Consider the following 15647-nt stretch of genomic DNA (forward strand, 5'->3'; position numbering starts at 1 on the left):
ACGGTCTCATCGGGAACACTCATGCGCTCCAGCAAGATCAAGGCCAAGCTCCGGAAGGGCGAGCCGGTCCTCGTCACTACGCTGCATTTCACCGATCCCTCCGCCTACGAGCTCGCGGGCCTGATGGGCTTCGACGGATTGTGGATGGATCTCGAACACCATATGACGAGCCTTGAGACTGCGGCCCGGCTGATGCGGGCGGCCCGCGTCGGTTCGATTGACATCATGGCCCGCCCCGCCAAGGGGGAGTTCATGCGGCTGGGGCGGATGCTGGAATCGGGCGCCAACGGCATCATGTATCCCCGCTGCGACAACGCCGCCGAGGCCCGCGAAGTCGTCCGCTGGTCGAAGTTCGCTCCGCTCGGCGAGCGCGGCTTCGACGGCGGCAACGCAGATATGCCCTACTGCACGATGTCGTTCACGGACTACATCAAGACCGCCAACGAGCAGACGTTCATCGTCATTCAGATTGAAGATCCGAAGGCGCTGGAGCACGCCGACGAGATCGCCGCCGTAGAAGGGGTCGACGTCCTGTTCCTGGGGCCGGCCGATTTTACCGTGCTCAGCGGAATTCCGGGGCAGTTCAATCATCCGCTCGTCGATGGCGCGATTCGCAAAGTCGCGGCCGCGGCGAAGAAGGCGGGCAAAGCCTGGGGGATGCCGAGCGGGTCGGTCGAGCGAACGAAGGAACTGATGGCGCTCGGCGCGAGCTTCATCGCCCACGGGGCCGACATCATCATGGTCAAGCAGGGACTCGAAGCGATCCAGGCATCGTTCGCGCCGCTGGGCTTCACCTTCGAGAACCGACTCTGAGCAGTCGTAGCGGACCAATTCTAATGTCGGTCCGCGCAGCGGACCCTACACGACATGTTCGTGCAGAGATCCCTGACATGAGCGCGCAACACAAGCTGCTGGTCATCGGCGTCGGCTCGATCGGCGAACGGCACCTGCGGTGCTTTCTGTCGACGGGCCGCGTCGAAGCCGCCTTCGTCGAAGTGAACCCCGCCCTCCGCGAGACCATCCGCGACCGCTACCCCGTCGCGGGGGCCTTCGACAGCCTGGAGGCCGGACTGGGCTGGCGGCCGACGCTCGCCGTCGTGGCGACCCCAGCCCCGCTGCACATGGGACAGTCCACCACGCTGCTCAACGCCGGCGTGCATACGCTGATCGAGAAACCCCTCAGCACGACCACCGACGGCGTTGCCGAACTGCTGGCGGCGGCGGATCGGCCGGGACTCGTTTCCGGTGTCGCCTACGTCTATCGCTGCCACCCGCTCCTGACCGCAATGCGCGAAGCCCTGCAGAGCGGCCGGTTCGGAAAGCCGGTCGAACTGGTCGCCGTCTCGGGACAGCACTTCCCGCTCTATCGGCCTGCCTATCGCACAATTTACTACAGCAGCCACGCGCATGGAGGCGGGGCGATTCAGGACGCTCTGACGCATGTGCTCAATGCCGGCGAGTGGCTCGTCGGGCCGATTGACCGGCTGGTCGCCGACGCGGCCCACCAGGTCCTCGAAGGGGTCGACGTCGAAGACACCGTCCACGTCCTGGCCCGTCACGGTAACGTGATGGGCAGCTACAGTCTCAACCAGCACCAGGCCCCGAACGAGTCGACGTTCACCGTCGTCTGCGAACGGGGAACGGTCCGCTGCGAGTTCCATCTGCATCGCTGGCGCTGGATGACTGAAGCCTCGGGCGAATGGACCGATGAAACCATCGCTCCGCTCGAACGCGACACGGTCTTCATCGCGCAGGCAGAAATGTTCCTGGACGCGATCGATGGTCGGCGGCCGGTGCTCTGTCCTCTGAGCGAAGGTCTGCAGACGTTGCGCGTCAACCTGGCCGCTCTGACCAGCCTCCGGGAGCAACGCTGGCAAACGATCGAGCCTTGAACTCTGGAACGCGACACATGCCTCCTGCTGAACCGACTGTCTCCGAGCTGTTCGATCTCTCCGGCCAGGTGGTCCTGATCACCGGGGCAGGGGGGCACCTCGGCAGCGCGATGGCCCGAGCCCTGGCCGAAGCAGGCGCGTCAGTCATCGCCACCAGTCGCGACGTGGATAAGGCCGCAGCGATCGCCGCCAGACTTCCGAGTCCGACAGGCGCCGTGCATTGTGGTGCCGCCCTCGACCATCTCGACACAGACGCCCTGCCGGAACGGTTCGGTCAGATCATCGAGCAGGCTGGAAAGGTCGATATCCTCGTCAACAACGGACACGCCGCCGACGGGCACGACTGGACCAGCGTGACCGCGGAAGACTTCAACCGGCAGCTCTCCAACGCCACCGGATATTTTCTGCTGTCGCGGCTGTTCCGCGACCACGTCGTCGTGCGGCAAGCACCCGGCAGTATCGTCATGCTCGGCTCCATGTACGGCGTCGTCGCGTCGTACCCGGATGCCTACGAGGGCGTCTGCCCCGCCAGCCCCGTCGCCTATCACGCTCTCAAGGGGGGCATCATCCAGATGACCCGCCACCTCGCCGCCTACTGGGCCGCCGACGGTGTCCGCGTCAACTGCCTCAGCCCGGGTCCCTTCCCTAGCGAAAAAGCCCCGGCCGGCATGGTCGCCCGCCTCGAACAGAAGCTCCCGATGAAGCGCATGGGCCAGGCCCACGAGTTGAAGGGGGCCATTGTGTTCCTCGCGAGCCGAGCCAGCAGCTTCATGACCGGCCAGAATCTGATCATCGACGGCGGATGGACGGCATGGTAAGCGGCGAATCTCGAAATCCGAAGCTCGCACAAGGTCACAATCAGAGTGAAGCGAAATCGGGTGGCTGGGGTCGGCTGCTTTGAGCCGCCCCCAGCGATTGCGCGGCAGACTTGGATGTTACCGGGTCGTATGGGGGCTCGAAGACTCGACTCCAGCCACTCGATTCAATTGGATACGCCAGCAACTCTTCGAGACCATCTGATGAAACTTCTCAACAAAACCGCCCTCGTCTCCGGCTCAGGCCGAGGCATTGGCCGTGGCTGCGCTCTCGAACTCGCCCGCGCCGGGGCCGACGTCGCCCTCAACGACCGCGAAGTCACCCCCGCCCTCGAATCCCTTGCCGCCGAGATCCGCGGCCTCGGTCGCCGGGCAGTGCTCGTCGCAGGCGATGCCTTCGACCATGCCTCCTGCGCCGATATCGTCCAGCGGGCCATCGCCGGTCTCGGACGGATCGACATCCTGCTTAGCAACCCGGCCTACTCCCGCCGCGGCGACTTTCTCGACTATCCCATCGAGACGTTCCAGAAAGTCCTGCAGGGGACGCTGGTCGGCGGCTTCTCGATGAGCCAGGCGGTCGCCCGCCACATGGTCGAACGGGGCGGCCGAGGCAAGATTGTCTTCATTTCCAGCGTCCACTCCCGCCGACCGTACGCCCGCAGCATCGCCTACAACGCCGGCAAGGCGGGCCTCAATCACATGGCCTTCACCATCGCCACCGAACTGATGCCACACCGGATCAACGTCAACGTGATCGAACCGGGCTGGATCGACACCCCCGGCGAACACGAAGCCTTCGGCGCCGCCGCCATCGCCGAAGCCGGCTCGCAACTCCCCTGGGGCCGGATGGGCCAGCCGGAAGATATCGGAAAGGCCGCCGTTTTCCTGGCCTCAGACGACGCGGACTACATCACGGGGACGACGCTGGTCGTCGACGGCGGGTACACATTGCGGGATGCGAAGGAGTGATCGCCCTTGTTCCCAGGCTCTGCCTGGGAACACTGTCTTCGGACGCTCCGCGTCCTCTTGATCAGTGGCTCGCAGGAGGCAGACGAGGCAAAACCTCGGAAGAGGGCGTTTTCTAGCGGAGCCTGGGAACGAGTGAATCCCTGGAATTGCGCAGTCCTAGTCGACTTCAACAGGCACCACCGCGAAGCCCATCGCAATCATCTCCTCGGCAACGCGTCGCGATTCCTCACAATCTTCGATCAACAGCGCCGTCGAAGTCGTCCGATCAACACACAGATAGGACATGCAAGGCTCGCGATCCACTCGATAGCGTACCTTTTCCGCTTCCAGCCGTTGCTTCAGCCACTGAAACTCAATCTCTCCCAATTCCTCCAGTTCCAGCCCCCCCGACTGTGCGATCATCCTTCGGAACTCGGCGGGCGGCAGGTTTCGGGACTGCGGCAGACAGCGACGGACGGCAACCAATTCAGCGGCTGTCGGCGTCGCACCCTCGAAGCACACCCTGACGCGATACCGAGTCTGGAAGGACTTTCTGACTTCCCAGTCGTGGCTACGGTTCCAGTCAGTCATCTCGCTCGCCAGACAGCACTCTGCGGTCGCCGATTCCCGTCCGCGCCATAGATTCACAACTTCCGATGTGTCACACTGGCACCGTCTCCAATCCTACCACCGGACCGACTCTCCCCGAAAGCACTTTGAGGAGCCCCCGCCGTGTGCGTGTCCCGTCGCTCGACTGCTGTCCTGAGCCTCTTCGCCCTCCTCACGTTCGCGTCGCCAACCCGCGCCGCTGACAAACCCGTCGAACTCGGCAACCGCCGCGAACTCTTCGTCGATTCTCTGCTGATCGATGATCTGAAGGGCGGCGAGCTCCGCCTGCAGACTCCCGTCGAGGCCGGCGTGGCTCTGCAGTTCGATGCCCCCTGGGAAGGACCGTTCGTCGGCTACCCCACGGTCCTCAAGGATGGTGACGTCTATCGCATGTACTATCGCGGCTGGCCGCAGACGAGCGACAAAGAAGTCACCTGCTACGCCGAGAGCCAGGATGGCGTCTCCTGGACCAAACCGAACCTGGGCCTCTTCGAATTTGGGGGCTCGAAAGAGAACAACATCCTCTTCTCCGAGCCGGGCGTCTCCCACAACTTCAGCCCGTTCCTCGACACCCGGCCCGGCGTCCCCGCCGATCAGCGGCTCAAAGCCATCGGCGGGACCGCGAAGACCGGGCTCATCGCCTGGGCCAGCGGCGACGGCATCCACTGGCGGAAGCTTCAGGACGAGCCGGTCTTCCGCAAGGGGGCCTTCGATTCGCAGAACGTCGCCTTCTGGTCCGACGCCGAGCAGTGTTACCTGCTCTACTTTCGCGTCTTCACCGCCGGGACCGCCGACGAAAAAGTCTGGCAACCCAAAGGGTACCGCACCGTCGCCCGGTCGACATCGACCGACTTCCTCAACTGGACCGAGCCCGAACGGATGACGTTCGGGGAGACCGCCCCCGAGCATCTCTACACCAACCAGACCCAGCCCTACTTCCGCGCTCCGCACATTTACATCGCGCTGCCGATGCGGTTCCTCCCCGGCCGGAAAGTCCTCACCGACGAGCAGGCCGCGAGACTCAACGTCAACAAGGGCTACGGCAGCGACTGTGCCGAGACGGTCCTCCTCACCAGCCGCGGCGGCAACGCCTACGATCGCACTTTTCTGGACGGCTTCATCCGCCCCGGCGTCGATCTCGGCAACTGGGCCTCGCGGGCCGGCATCTCGGCCTTGGGCGTCGTCCCGACCGGCCCCGCCGAGATGTCCCTCTACAAGCAGGCCCATTACGCCCAACCCAGCGCCCACCTCGTCCGCTACTCGCTCCGGACCGACGGGTTCGCTTCGGTCCATGCTCCGTTCCGTGGCGCCGCACTCGTCACGAAGCCTGTCACCTTCACCGGCCGGCAGCTCACCCTCAACTTCTCGACGGGAGCCTCGGGCGGCATCTTCGTGGAAGTCCTCGACGCCGACAAGAAACCGATCCCCGGCTTCACCGGTGAAGAGGCCGTCGAAACCATTGGCGACGAAATCGAGCGAGTCGTCCGCTGGAAGAACGGCGACGACGTTTCGTCGCTGGCCGGTAAGCCGATCCGACTTCGCTTCACAATGAAGGACGCGGATCTGTATTCGCTGCGGTTTCGCGAATGATGGTCGACGCGGAGTGAACCACGAATCGCACCAATGAACACGAATCGAGAATGAGGGCAGGCGGATCCTGAGCGGAACTGCCCTCGAACTGTGAGTTTTGTGCTGTCTGCTTGTAAGGACCGGGGTTGCGCCAGGACGCTCCAGTCGCCGACCATCCACTGAGCCATCAGGAATCCCACAATGCCTTTTGCCCGAAAGTCGTTACTGCTCCTGACTCTCTGCTGCCTGGCGCTGCTTGGATTTTCCAAAGCCCACGCCGGCCCCCTCAAAGCCGGGGCGGCGACCAGCAATATCACTCCCGAGCTGGGAGGCGGGATCATCGGCGGTTTTCTGCCGATCCCTTCGAAGCACGTCCATGACGAGCTCCACGCCCGCTGTCTGGTATTCGACGATGGGACGACTCAGGTCGCGATTGTCGTCTGCGACCTGCTCGGCCTGCATCGCGGCGTCAGCGACGAGGCCCGCAAGCTCATCGCCGAACGCCTCGGCATCCCCCGCGACAACGTCATGATTTCCGGCACGCATACCCACTCCGCAATCAGCGCTCTCGGCAGCAATCGCTTTCAGCACGAACAGCCGCTCGACGACTACCAGCAGTTTGTCGCCCGTCGCATCGCCGACGGCGTCCAGCGGGCCCGGAACAATCTGCAGCCGGCCGAGATCGCCTTTGGAACCGTCGGCATCTCCGAGCACGTCTTCAACCGTCGCTGGTACATGAAGACGGGGACCATCCCTCCCAATCCGTTCGGTGGGACCGACATCGTCAAAATGAACCCGCCTGGCGGCAGCCCCAACCTCATCGAACCCGCCGGACCCACCGATCCATCGGTCTCCTTCGTCGCCGTCCGCGAACCGAACGGCCGGCCGCTGTCGGTCTTCGCCGCGTATTCGCTCCACTACGTCGGCGACGTCGGACCAGGGCACATCTCCGCCGACTACTTCGCGGTCTTCTGCAAGGAGCTGGCACGGGCGTTGGAACCGGTCCCGCAGGATCCGCCGTTTGTCGCCCTGCTGGCGAACGGGACCAGCGGCGACATCAACAACATCAACTTCCGCGAACCCCGCCCGCGCACGCCTCCCTACACCCGCATCAACGCCGTGGGACAGGACGTCGCCGCCAAAGTCGCAGCCGCCATGACCGGTCTCACCTGGAAGGGGGACGTCACGCTCGGCGCCCGCTATCGGGAACCGGAGATCGGCATGCGGCGTCCGACCGAAGCCGAACTCGCGGCCGCAAAGAAGCTGATCGCCGAAGACAAGTCCACTCCCGGCAAAGCCAATCTACCGGTGATTTACGCCGAGCGGACGCTCAAGATGGCCGAGAATCCCGCGACGTCGCCGATTCCGATTCAGATCCTGAAGCTGGGCGACGTCTGCGTGGGGAGCATGCCCTGCGAAATCTTCTGCGAGATCGGCCTGGAATTCAAAGACCGCTGCCCCATCAAGCCGGCGTTCATGATCTCGCTCAATCACGGCTACTACGGCTACCTGCCCCCCCCCCGCCAGCACAAGCTCGGAGGCTACGAAACCTGGATGGGCACCAATCGCCTGGAAGTTACCGCCTCCGAAAAACTGCTGGACCAGCTCGTAGAAATGGCCGCCGAGCTGAAGCAACCGTAGGGCCGTCTGTGCCGGCCGCACCGTCGAGAGCCGGGTGGCCGGGGCTGGAGCGTCTTCGCGAAGCCCCGGAATCCGCGAACCGGGGCTTCCCTGCAGTCCAGCCCCGGCCTCTCGAACGTCATGCATCCGTGTGCCACTGGCGGCTTGCCCGCCAGTGGCCTTTTCTTGATGATGGATCGAGGCTGCTCATCCTCCTCCGAGAAGGATCTCACCATGTCAGGCACTTCCGCGACTGACATGGTCGTCCAGAATCATTCTCCTTACGATCTGCCGCCGGTCTTTCGCGCGCGAGGCCTCACCAAGGTCTACCGCGTCGGCGAGGTCGAAGTCGTCGCACTCCGAGGCGTCGATCTCGACCTCTATCCCGGCGAGTTCGTCGTTTTTCTGGGACCGTCGGGCAGCGGCAAATCGACGCTGCTCAACATCCTCGGCGGGCTCGACGTTCCCACGTCGGGAGAAGTCCGATTCCGCGATCACAACCTGGTGGCCGCCGATGAAGCGGGGTTGACGCAGTACCGCCGCGATCACGTCGGCTTCGTCTTTCAGTTCTACAACCTGATGCCCAGCCTGACCGCCCGCGAGAACGTCGACCTGGTGACCGATCTCGCCGCCACGCCGCTGGAGTCCGCCGAAGCCCTGTCGCTCGTCGGGCTCTCGGCCCGGCTCGATCACTTTCCCGCCCAGCTCTCGGGGGGAGAACAGCAGCGCGTCGCCATCGCGCGGGCCATCGCCAAGCGTCCCGACGTTCTCCTCTGCGACGAGCCGACCGGGGCGCTCGACGTCAAAACCGGGGCCGCCGTGCTGGAGGCGATCGATCGGGTCAATCGTGAGCTGGGAACCACGACGGCAGTGATTACTCACAATGCCGTGATCGCCGACATGGCCGATCGCGTGATTTCCATGATGGATGGCCGGATCGTCTCCGAGCAGCGCAACACGTCGCGGAAACGGGCCGGCGAGCTCGTGTGGTGATCCGATGACCGCCCTGCATCGCAAACTCCTCCGCGACCTCTGGCAGCTCCGCGGCCCCGCCGTCGCGATTTCGCTCGTCGTCGCCTGCGGCGTGGCGACGTTCGTGATGTCCCTCAGCACGCTGTCGACACTGGAATCCACTCGCGCGGCCTATTACGAACGCTATCGCTTCTCCGACGTCTTCGTGCGGGTCAAACGAGCGCCGGAGTCGCTGGCGCAGCGGCTCGCCGAGATCCCCGGCGTACGCCATGCCCAGACCCGCATCGTGCAGTTCGTCACACTCGACGTTCCCGATCTGCCCGAACCCGCCACCGGGCGACTGGTCTCGCTGCCGGACCACGGCCAGCCGGTGCTCAACGGGCTCTATCTGCAGAGCGGTCGCTGGCCGCAGCCGCGCGTCGAGGGGGAGGCCCTGGTCAGCGACGGCTTCGCGAAGGCGCACCAGCTCCACCCCGGCGACAAGGTGCGGGCGATCCTCAACGGCCGACGACAGGACCTCAAGATCGTCGGCGTGGCCCTCTCGCCCGAATTCATCTACCAGATCCGCGAAGGCGACATTCTCCCCGACGACCGCCGGTTCGGCATCTTCTGGATGTGCCGTTCGACCCTCGAAAACGTCTTCGATATGGAAGGCGCTTTCAATGACGCCGTCCTGTCGCTGCGTCCCGGCTCCGTCGAAGCGGAAGTCCTCCGGCGCGTCGATCTGCTGACCGATCCCTACGGCGGCGTCGGCGCCTACGGTCGCGAGGACCAGGTCTCGCACCGGTTTATCTCCAACGAGATGAATGAACTGCGCGGCATGGCCCGGGTCGTGCCGACGATCTTTCTGCTGGTCGCCGGTTTCCTGCTGCAGGTCGTCGTCTCACGCGTTGTCGGCACGCAGCGCGAGCAGATCGCCATGCTCAAGGCGTTCGGATACCGTCGCTCGGAAATCGGCCTGCATTACCTGCAGCTCGTGCTGTTCGTCACGCTTGTCGGAACCGCCGTGGGGATCGGTGTCGGCATCTGGCTGGGGCGCGGCGTCGCCAGCATGTATACGCGATTCTTTCACTTTCCGGTCTTCTACTTCGTGCTCGACGGACGGGTCGTCGTCGGCGCCATTCTCGTCAGCCTGGGAGCCGCCTGCCTGGCGACGCTGGGGGCCGTGATCCGTGCAGTCCGCCTGCCTCCCGCCGAAGCGATGCGTCCCGAGCCGCCCCCGATGTATCGCGCCGGCTGGTTCGAACGGTCCGGCCTGGCGCGCCGCCTGTCGACCGTGACGCGCATGGTTCAGCGACAGCTCACGCGACGACCGCTCCGTGCGGCGTTGACCTGCCTGGGTCTGTCGCTCGCCGTCGCAATTCTGATTTTGGGCAGCTTCATGGCGGACGCCCTCGATCACGTGATCGAAACCGAATTTCAGATCGCCCAGCGGCAGGACCTGACGTTGGTCCTGACCGAACCGACCAATGGCCGCGTGACCGCCGAGATCGCCCACCTTCCCGGTGTCCGCCGGGTCGAGCCCTTTCGATCGGTGCCGATCCGTCTCCGGTCCGGCAGCCAGTCTCGGCGGGTCGGCCTGATGGGCCTCACGCGCGACGCGGAGTTGTTCCGCATCGTCGATGTGCAGCGGCGCGCCATCCCGCTTCCGCTGGACGGGCTGATCCTGTCGATCAGCCTCGGCCGCAAGCTGGGACTTGGGGCCGGAGACTACGTCCAGGTCGAAGTGCTCGAGGGCCGCCGTCCGCATGTCCTCATGCGGGTGGCCACGCTGGTCTCCGACTTTCAGGGAGAATCGGCGTACGCTCCGCTCGACGTCGTGCAGCGACTGATGCAGGAGGGAGATGCCGTCAGCGGGGCCTTCGTCTCCGCCGACCCGGCGCGGACATCCGCTTTGTATCAGAAACTCAAAGAGACGCCGCGGCTGGTGGGTGCCACGCTCAAGGACGCGGCCCTCCGGTCGCTACGGGAGACGATTGCCGCAAACCTGCTGACCATGCGGGCCTTCAACGTGGCCTTCGCGTGCATTATTGCATTCGGGGTTGTCTACAACAGCGCCCGGATCGCGCTGGCGGAGCGGAGCCGCGATCTGGCGACTTTGCGGGTTCTGGGGTTCACCCGCCGGGAAGTCAGCTCCGTGCTGCTGATCGAGCTGGGACTTCAGATCGCGGTTGCGATCCCGCTGGGACTGCTGCTGGGTTACGGGCTGGCGGCCTTCGTCATCAATTCGTCGTACGACACGCAGCTCTTCCGGATTCCGCTGATCATCAACGAGTCGACTTACGGCTTTGCGGCGACGGTGACCTTGATTGCCGCCTTCGTTTCCAGTCTGGTAGTGGTCCGCCGTGTCGACCAGCTCGACATGGTGTCGGTCCTCAAGAGTCGGGAGTAAGGCGGCATGTCGAGGTCTTTGCGGAGCAGGATTCTCGGAGTCGTCGGCGTCCTGGCGGTTCTCGCCGGTCTGGCCTGGCTGCTGCGCCCGCTGCCGGTGGAAGTCGATCTGGTCGAAGTGACTCGCGGCCCGTTGATCGTGACGGTTGACGAAGATGGCCGGACCCGCGTCCGCGAACGCTACGTCGTCGCGTCCCCCCTGGCGGGACGGCTGCAGCGAGTGACGCTGAAGAGCGGCGATCCGGTTGTCGCCGACGAGACCATCGTCGCGACCATTGAGGCCAGCGATGCAACTTTGCTCGACGACCGCGCCCGGGCTGAAACGGAAGCCCGGTTGAAGGCGGCCGAGGCTCACCGCGACCAGGCCGCCACGACGATTGAACGGGCGCAGGACGCCGCCGAAGTGGCGCGATCGACCTACGCGCGGGCCGAGCAGTTGGCTGCGTCCGGAGCGATCACCCGCGAAGAACTCGACGAACTGCGACTCAAGTATCAGCTCGCCACGCACGACGAGCGGGCGGCGCAGTTCGGTCTGAAGATCGCCGAGTTCGAACTGGCGCAAGCCCAGGCGGCGCTCACCCGCTTCACGCCGCGCGACGGCGCACCGGCCGTGCTGTATCGCCAGGAAATCCGCGCCCCGATCACCGGGAGCGTGTTCCGCGTGTTCGAAGAGAGCTCGAAGGTCGTCGAGGCCGGCGCCAGGCTCATCGAGCTGGGCGATCCCGCCGACCTGGAGGTCGAAATCGACGTCCTTTCCGTCGACGCCGTGAAGATCCGACCCGGGGCCCGCGTCCTGCTCAATCACTGGGGAGGCGACCATCCGCTCGAAGCCCGCGTCAGGATCGTGGAGCCCTCCGCTTTCACGAAGATCTCGGCCCTCGGCATCGAAGAACAGCGGGTCTGGATCATCGCGGATATCGTCACCCCCGCCGCCGAACGGGGCTCGCTGGGCGACGGCTTTCGCGTCGAAGCCTCCATCGTCACCCGTGAAGAAACGGACGTGATCAAAGTCCCCGCCGGCACCGTCTTCCGTACCGGCGACCAGTGGACCGTCTATCGCGTTCAGGACAGTCACGCTCGCCTCCAGCCAGTCGAAGTCGGCATCTCCAACGACGCCGAAACGCAGATTCTGGAAGGCCTCGAACCAGGCGATCAGCTCGTCCTGCACCCCAGCGACCGCGTCACCCCCGACTGCCGCATCACACCGCGCAAACCCTAGGGCTAGCTCCGCCGGCCAGCGTCGCGCAATCACGGCATCCCGCGAAGCTTCGCCCCCCGCTGCTGAAACACGTCCAGCCACTGCAGCAGCAAGGCGTCGACAAACTGGTCCGATCCTTTCAGCCGCGCCGGTTCCTTCCCCCAGTAGAAACTGAACCAGCCCGCCGCCAGCGGCCGCGATCGCTCGACAAACTCATCGAGCTCCCGCGGCGAACACTTCAGCGGAAACATCTCCTCGATCACCACCGGCTTGCCGATCTGAAAGCCTTCCAGCGTCTTCAGCGCCTCGTCGACTTTGCCCTTCTCGGCATAAAGATGGACACACAGGAAGTCGAGCTTGTCGCTCACCTTCGAAGGCACAAACCCCGACGTCAGCCCCGGCCGGTCAAGACTCCAGTCCACCAGCCCCACCGTGATCAGATGGCGGTCGTTGACCTCTCGAATGGCGACCACCAGGCGGTCGATCCACAACTTTGCAATCGCCGGCCGCGGCCGCCCCGCCTGGTCCAGCGTGATCACCTGCACGAAATGCTTCCCGGCAAACGCCGGCCCCAGCCAGTCCTTATCAGCCCGTTTGCCGCCGGGGACGACCGGCTCGTTCATCAGGTCCAGGCAGAAGATCGCCGGACTCTCCTTCACCCGCCCGGCGACCGCCCGCCAGAAAGTCGCCTGCGCCGCCCAGCGCTGAGCCTCGTCGAGCTCGTCATACCACGCCGGCACATCCTGCTTGTGATAACAGGCCAGTCCGGTGAGATCGAGATACAGCCGGTTCTCCTCCGCCAGCTTCACCAGCCGGTCGAGCTGCCGCAGCGCCGCCTCGTTGGGGCGGTCGATCGCCTCCATGAACTTACCGAACTGCAGATGAATCCGCACCGCGTTCGCGCCAAGCTCACGAATCTCCGCGAAATCTCCTTCGACCGCGTCCCACTCCGCGTCCCAGTAGCCTTCCAGCAGCCGGCCGGTCTCGTCGTGGTCGTAATTGACACCCCACGGCACAAACGGCTTGCCGGTCTCGACCTCGACGAAGCCTTTGCCGTCGTTCGACACGCGAATCCAGGGCAGCGGCTCGGTGGCCCAGGCGGCCGAATTGCCGCATGTCATCATCAGCCAGAGAAACCATTTCAGGCAGGGCATCGGAGAACTCCTTCAAATCGGGTCGTCATATCGCCACAGCCCGAGCGTGAGAGCAAGTCTTCTATAGTGGATGATGGCGGGCGCACTCGCCGTGCTGCAAGCCCGGATGTCCGCAACCGCCGCGGACCTGCGCGGCGCCTGCGGTCTGATCGAACCTCGCAGCACCCGAGCGGATGTCCGACCGTCGCGGGTGAAATGCCGAAAAAGGCGAACCGCCTGACGCGTAAATGCGAACTAGGCTTTATCGCTGAGAGCGAAAATGAGTGAGCGGCCGTTCTGAAAGGCCCCCGGTGCGTCACCTGCGGGTCGCTCTCGCATTTGCGGGATTCGTTGAGAATCGGCGTCGATTTCTGGGGGGAGCGATAATGCGACTTGGAATTGCAATTGGCCTGGCGATGAGTCTGGTGATGTGCGTCGGCGCGGTCCAGGGCGAAGACTCGGTACAGGGGGCCTGGAAACTCAGCTCCGGGGAGGCCCAGGGCAAGCCGCTCACGGAGAAGGAAATCAAGAACGCGAAACTGGTCATCAAGGGAGACGAGTACCACTTTACGCTCGACGGCGGCGAAGCCATCACCGGAACGCAGACCCTGGACTCGACGGCCAAGATCAAGACGATCGATATCAAGGACGCCAGCGGCCCCAATAAGGGCAAGACCTGTCTGGGAATCTACGAACTGAAAGGAGATGAATTCCGCGTCGCGTTTGCTCCGCCCGGCAAGGCCCGGCCGACAAAGTTCGCGACCGCTCCCGACAGCGGCAACTGGGTCCATGTGTGGAAGCGAGTGAAGGAATAGCGGGGGAGTCGAGAGTTGAGAGCGGAGAGTTGAGAGTCGGAAGGAAATGCGGCCCTTTGCCCGAGACTCGCTGTTCTCAGTTGCTGACAAAACAGAACAGCCCGGTTGCCATGAGGCGACCGGGCTGCTGTTTCATACGACACATTGACCGACGAGTCGATTAGTACTCGGTATCGGTTTTGATGCCCGGCATCGGGACCGGGTATTTCCCCTCGGCGTCCGCCATGAGGGGGGAGGGGCCGTCGAGGGTCAGTTGATCGACGTTGGGAGCGAAGTCGTTTTCGCTGTTGAGCATCTCGTCATAGGTCACGATCCGGCCGGTGTGGGCGGCCATGCGGCCCATGGCGGTGACGAGGCTGGCTTCGGCGCCGCGCTTGACCTCGTTATAAGGCTTGTCGTTCCGGATGGCGTCGAGCAGGTCGTCCCATTCGACGTCGTAGGGATTCGGCTCGGGCTGCTTGGCGGCCCAGATCAGATCGTCTTTGTTGCCAATCCGCTGTGAATTGTACATCCGGGCCCGTGACGGCGCGTGACCGGAGGTCGAGATGATCGCCGAGCCCTTGCTGCCGTGGGCGTAGCTGGCGAACTCGTTGTAGCAGCCGGGCATGGTCCGGCCGTTGAGAAACAGCTTGGCGCCGTCGTTGAAGGTGTATTCGACTTCATAGTTGTCGAAGTTCTGATCGACGTAGTCGCCGCGGTAGTGACGTCCGCCAGAGGCCTTGGCTTCGACGGGCCAGGCGTCCTTCATCCAGCAGCACTCGTCGATGTTGTGGATGAGGAAATCGCTGAATCCGCCGCCGCTGGCCCACAGGAAGCCGTGGAAGTTGCGGATCTGGTACATCAGCTCGGAAATTCCTTCCGGCTTCTTGTTGACAAACGCGGAACCGGTCGGGCCGGCCATGCGATAGGCGCGGAGCATTTCCAGCTCGCCGATCTCGCCGTCCTGGATACGGTTAAACAGTTCGCCGCGGGCATGGCAGTGGCGGCACATCAGGCCGACGCCGACCTTGAGGTTCTTCTTGACCGACTCTTCGCCGAGGGCCAGCATCTTGCGGGTGCTGGGGCCGTCGACGGTGATCGGCTTCTCCATGAAGACGTTGAGGCCCTTCTGGATGGCGTAGGTGAAGTGGACCCAGCGGAAGGCGACGGGGGTCGTCAGGACGACGATATCGCCGGGCTTGAGGGCGTCCATGGCCTGCTTGTAGCCGTCGAAGCCGATGAACTTGCGATCGGCGGGGACGTCGATCTTTTTCTCGTACTGGGTGTTGATGCTTTCGTAGCTGTTCTTGAGCTTGTCTTCGAAGACGTCGGCCATGGCGACAAGCTTGACGGGACCTTTCTCCCGCGAGAGGGCGTTGCCGAGGGCGCCGGTGCCGCGGCCGCCGCAGCCGACGAGGGCGATCTGGATGGTGTCGTCCGAGCCGGCGTAGACGTGGGACATGGCCGACCCGACGAAGGCGGTGGCCGCAGCGGCGCGGCCGGTATTCTTGAGAAGATCGCGGCGTGACAGGCCGGCGGGTTGGGATTCACTCACGTTGTGGACTCCGGGTGAACTGAAAGGACTGGGATGAGTTCCCGAACTGAGGTCCGCGAGAAACGGGACGTGGACCTCCCGAGCTGATCAACGTAACCGAATGGGAGGGGCAATGCAAAAGGGGGCGGGCTTCGGGAATCGTGTTTCGGGC

At 64.3% G+C, this 15647-nt stretch carries 13 protein-coding genes; 10 read left to right on the forward strand and 3 right to left on the reverse strand.

Features of this window, described 5'->3' with window-relative positions; translation table 11 throughout:
- Window positions 1–21 precede the first annotated feature (21 nt).
- From SH412_RS06090 to SH412_RS06105, 4 genes are all read left to right on the forward strand, one after another.
- Window positions 22–813: an HpcH/HpaI aldolase family protein gene (locus tag SH412_RS06090; protein ID WP_336522623.1), complete on the forward strand. Its 792-nt coding sequence runs from the start codon at window positions 22–24 to the stop codon at window positions 811–813.
- Between the two features lie 77 nt (window positions 814–890).
- Window positions 891–1892, forward strand: coding sequence for a Gfo/Idh/MocA family protein (locus SH412_RS06095; protein WP_336522624.1), 1002 nt, complete (start codon window positions 891–893; stop codon window positions 1890–1892).
- 17 nt (window positions 1893–1909) lie between these two features.
- Complete coding sequence (locus tag SH412_RS06100; protein WP_336522625.1) at window positions 1910–2710, forward strand: SDR family oxidoreductase; 801 nt, start codon at window positions 1910–1912, stop codon at window positions 2708–2710.
- Between the two features lie 201 nt (window positions 2711–2911).
- Window positions 2912–3676, forward strand: a complete 765-nt coding sequence (locus SH412_RS06105) for an SDR family NAD(P)-dependent oxidoreductase (protein ID WP_336522626.1) — start codon at window positions 2912–2914, stop codon at window positions 3674–3676.
- A 156-nt stretch (window positions 3677–3832) separates the two neighbouring features.
- Here SH412_RS06105 and SH412_RS06110 read toward each other — a convergent pair whose 3' ends face one another.
- The gene (locus SH412_RS06110) at window positions 3833–4078 is read right to left on the reverse strand and encodes a hypothetical protein (RefSeq protein WP_336522627.1); all 246 of its coding nucleotides are present in this window, start codon (window positions 4076–4078) and stop codon (window positions 3833–3835) included.
- Between the two features lie 309 nt (window positions 4079–4387).
- Here SH412_RS06110 and SH412_RS06115 point away from each other — a divergent pair, with 309 nt between their 5' ends.
- The 5 genes from SH412_RS06115 (at window position 4388) to SH412_RS06135 (ending at window position 12035) form a co-directional block, all read left to right on the forward strand.
- Window positions 4388–5854 (forward strand): glycoside hydrolase family protein, encoded by a 1467-nt coding sequence (locus SH412_RS06115; RefSeq protein ID WP_336522628.1) that lies wholly within the window; start codon window positions 4388–4390, stop codon window positions 5852–5854.
- Between the two features lie 180 nt (window positions 5855–6034).
- Window positions 6035–7474: a neutral/alkaline non-lysosomal ceramidase N-terminal domain-containing protein gene (locus SH412_RS06120; protein ID WP_336522629.1), complete on the forward strand. Its 1440-nt coding sequence runs from the start codon at window positions 6035–6037 to the stop codon at window positions 7472–7474.
- A gap of 213 nt (window positions 7475–7687) precedes the next feature.
- Complete coding sequence (locus tag SH412_RS06125; protein WP_336522630.1) at window positions 7688–8446, forward strand: ABC transporter ATP-binding protein; 759 nt, start codon at window positions 7688–7690, stop codon at window positions 8444–8446.
- Between the two features lie 4 nt (window positions 8447–8450).
- Window positions 8451–10817 (forward strand): ABC transporter permease, encoded by a 2367-nt coding sequence (locus SH412_RS06130; RefSeq protein WP_336522631.1) that lies wholly within the window; start codon window positions 8451–8453, stop codon window positions 10815–10817.
- Window positions 10818–10823: 6 nt separating this feature from the next.
- The gene (locus SH412_RS06135) at window positions 10824–12035 is read left to right on the forward strand and encodes an efflux RND transporter periplasmic adaptor subunit (RefSeq protein ID WP_336522632.1); all 1212 of its coding nucleotides are present in this window, start codon (window positions 10824–10826) and stop codon (window positions 12033–12035) included.
- Between the two features lie 29 nt (window positions 12036–12064).
- Here SH412_RS06135 and SH412_RS06140 read toward each other — a convergent pair whose 3' ends face one another.
- Window positions 12065–13168 (reverse strand): cellulase family glycosylhydrolase, encoded by a 1104-nt coding sequence (locus tag SH412_RS06140; protein ID WP_336522633.1) that lies wholly within the window; start codon window positions 13166–13168, stop codon window positions 12065–12067.
- Between the two features lie 365 nt (window positions 13169–13533).
- Here SH412_RS06140 and SH412_RS06145 point away from each other — a divergent pair, with 365 nt between their 5' ends.
- On the forward strand, window positions 13534–13962 hold the full coding sequence (locus tag SH412_RS06145; protein WP_336522634.1) for a TIGR03067 domain-containing protein: 429 nt from the start codon (window positions 13534–13536) through the stop codon (window positions 13960–13962).
- Between the two features lie 160 nt (window positions 13963–14122).
- On the opposite strand, the gene SH412_RS06150 is transcribed toward SH412_RS06145, so the two are convergent.
- Entirely contained in the window at window positions 14123–15496 is a 1374-nt protein-coding gene (locus tag SH412_RS06150) for a gfo/Idh/MocA family oxidoreductase (RefSeq protein WP_336522635.1), read from the reverse strand.
- Window positions 15497–15647 lie beyond the last annotated feature (151 nt).

Origin of the sequence: Planctellipticum variicoloris (assembly GCF_030622045.1) — a bacterium.
In the GTDB taxonomy this organism is placed as follows: domain Bacteria; phylum Planctomycetota; class Planctomycetia; order Planctomycetales; family Planctomycetaceae; genus Planctellipticum; species Planctellipticum variicoloris.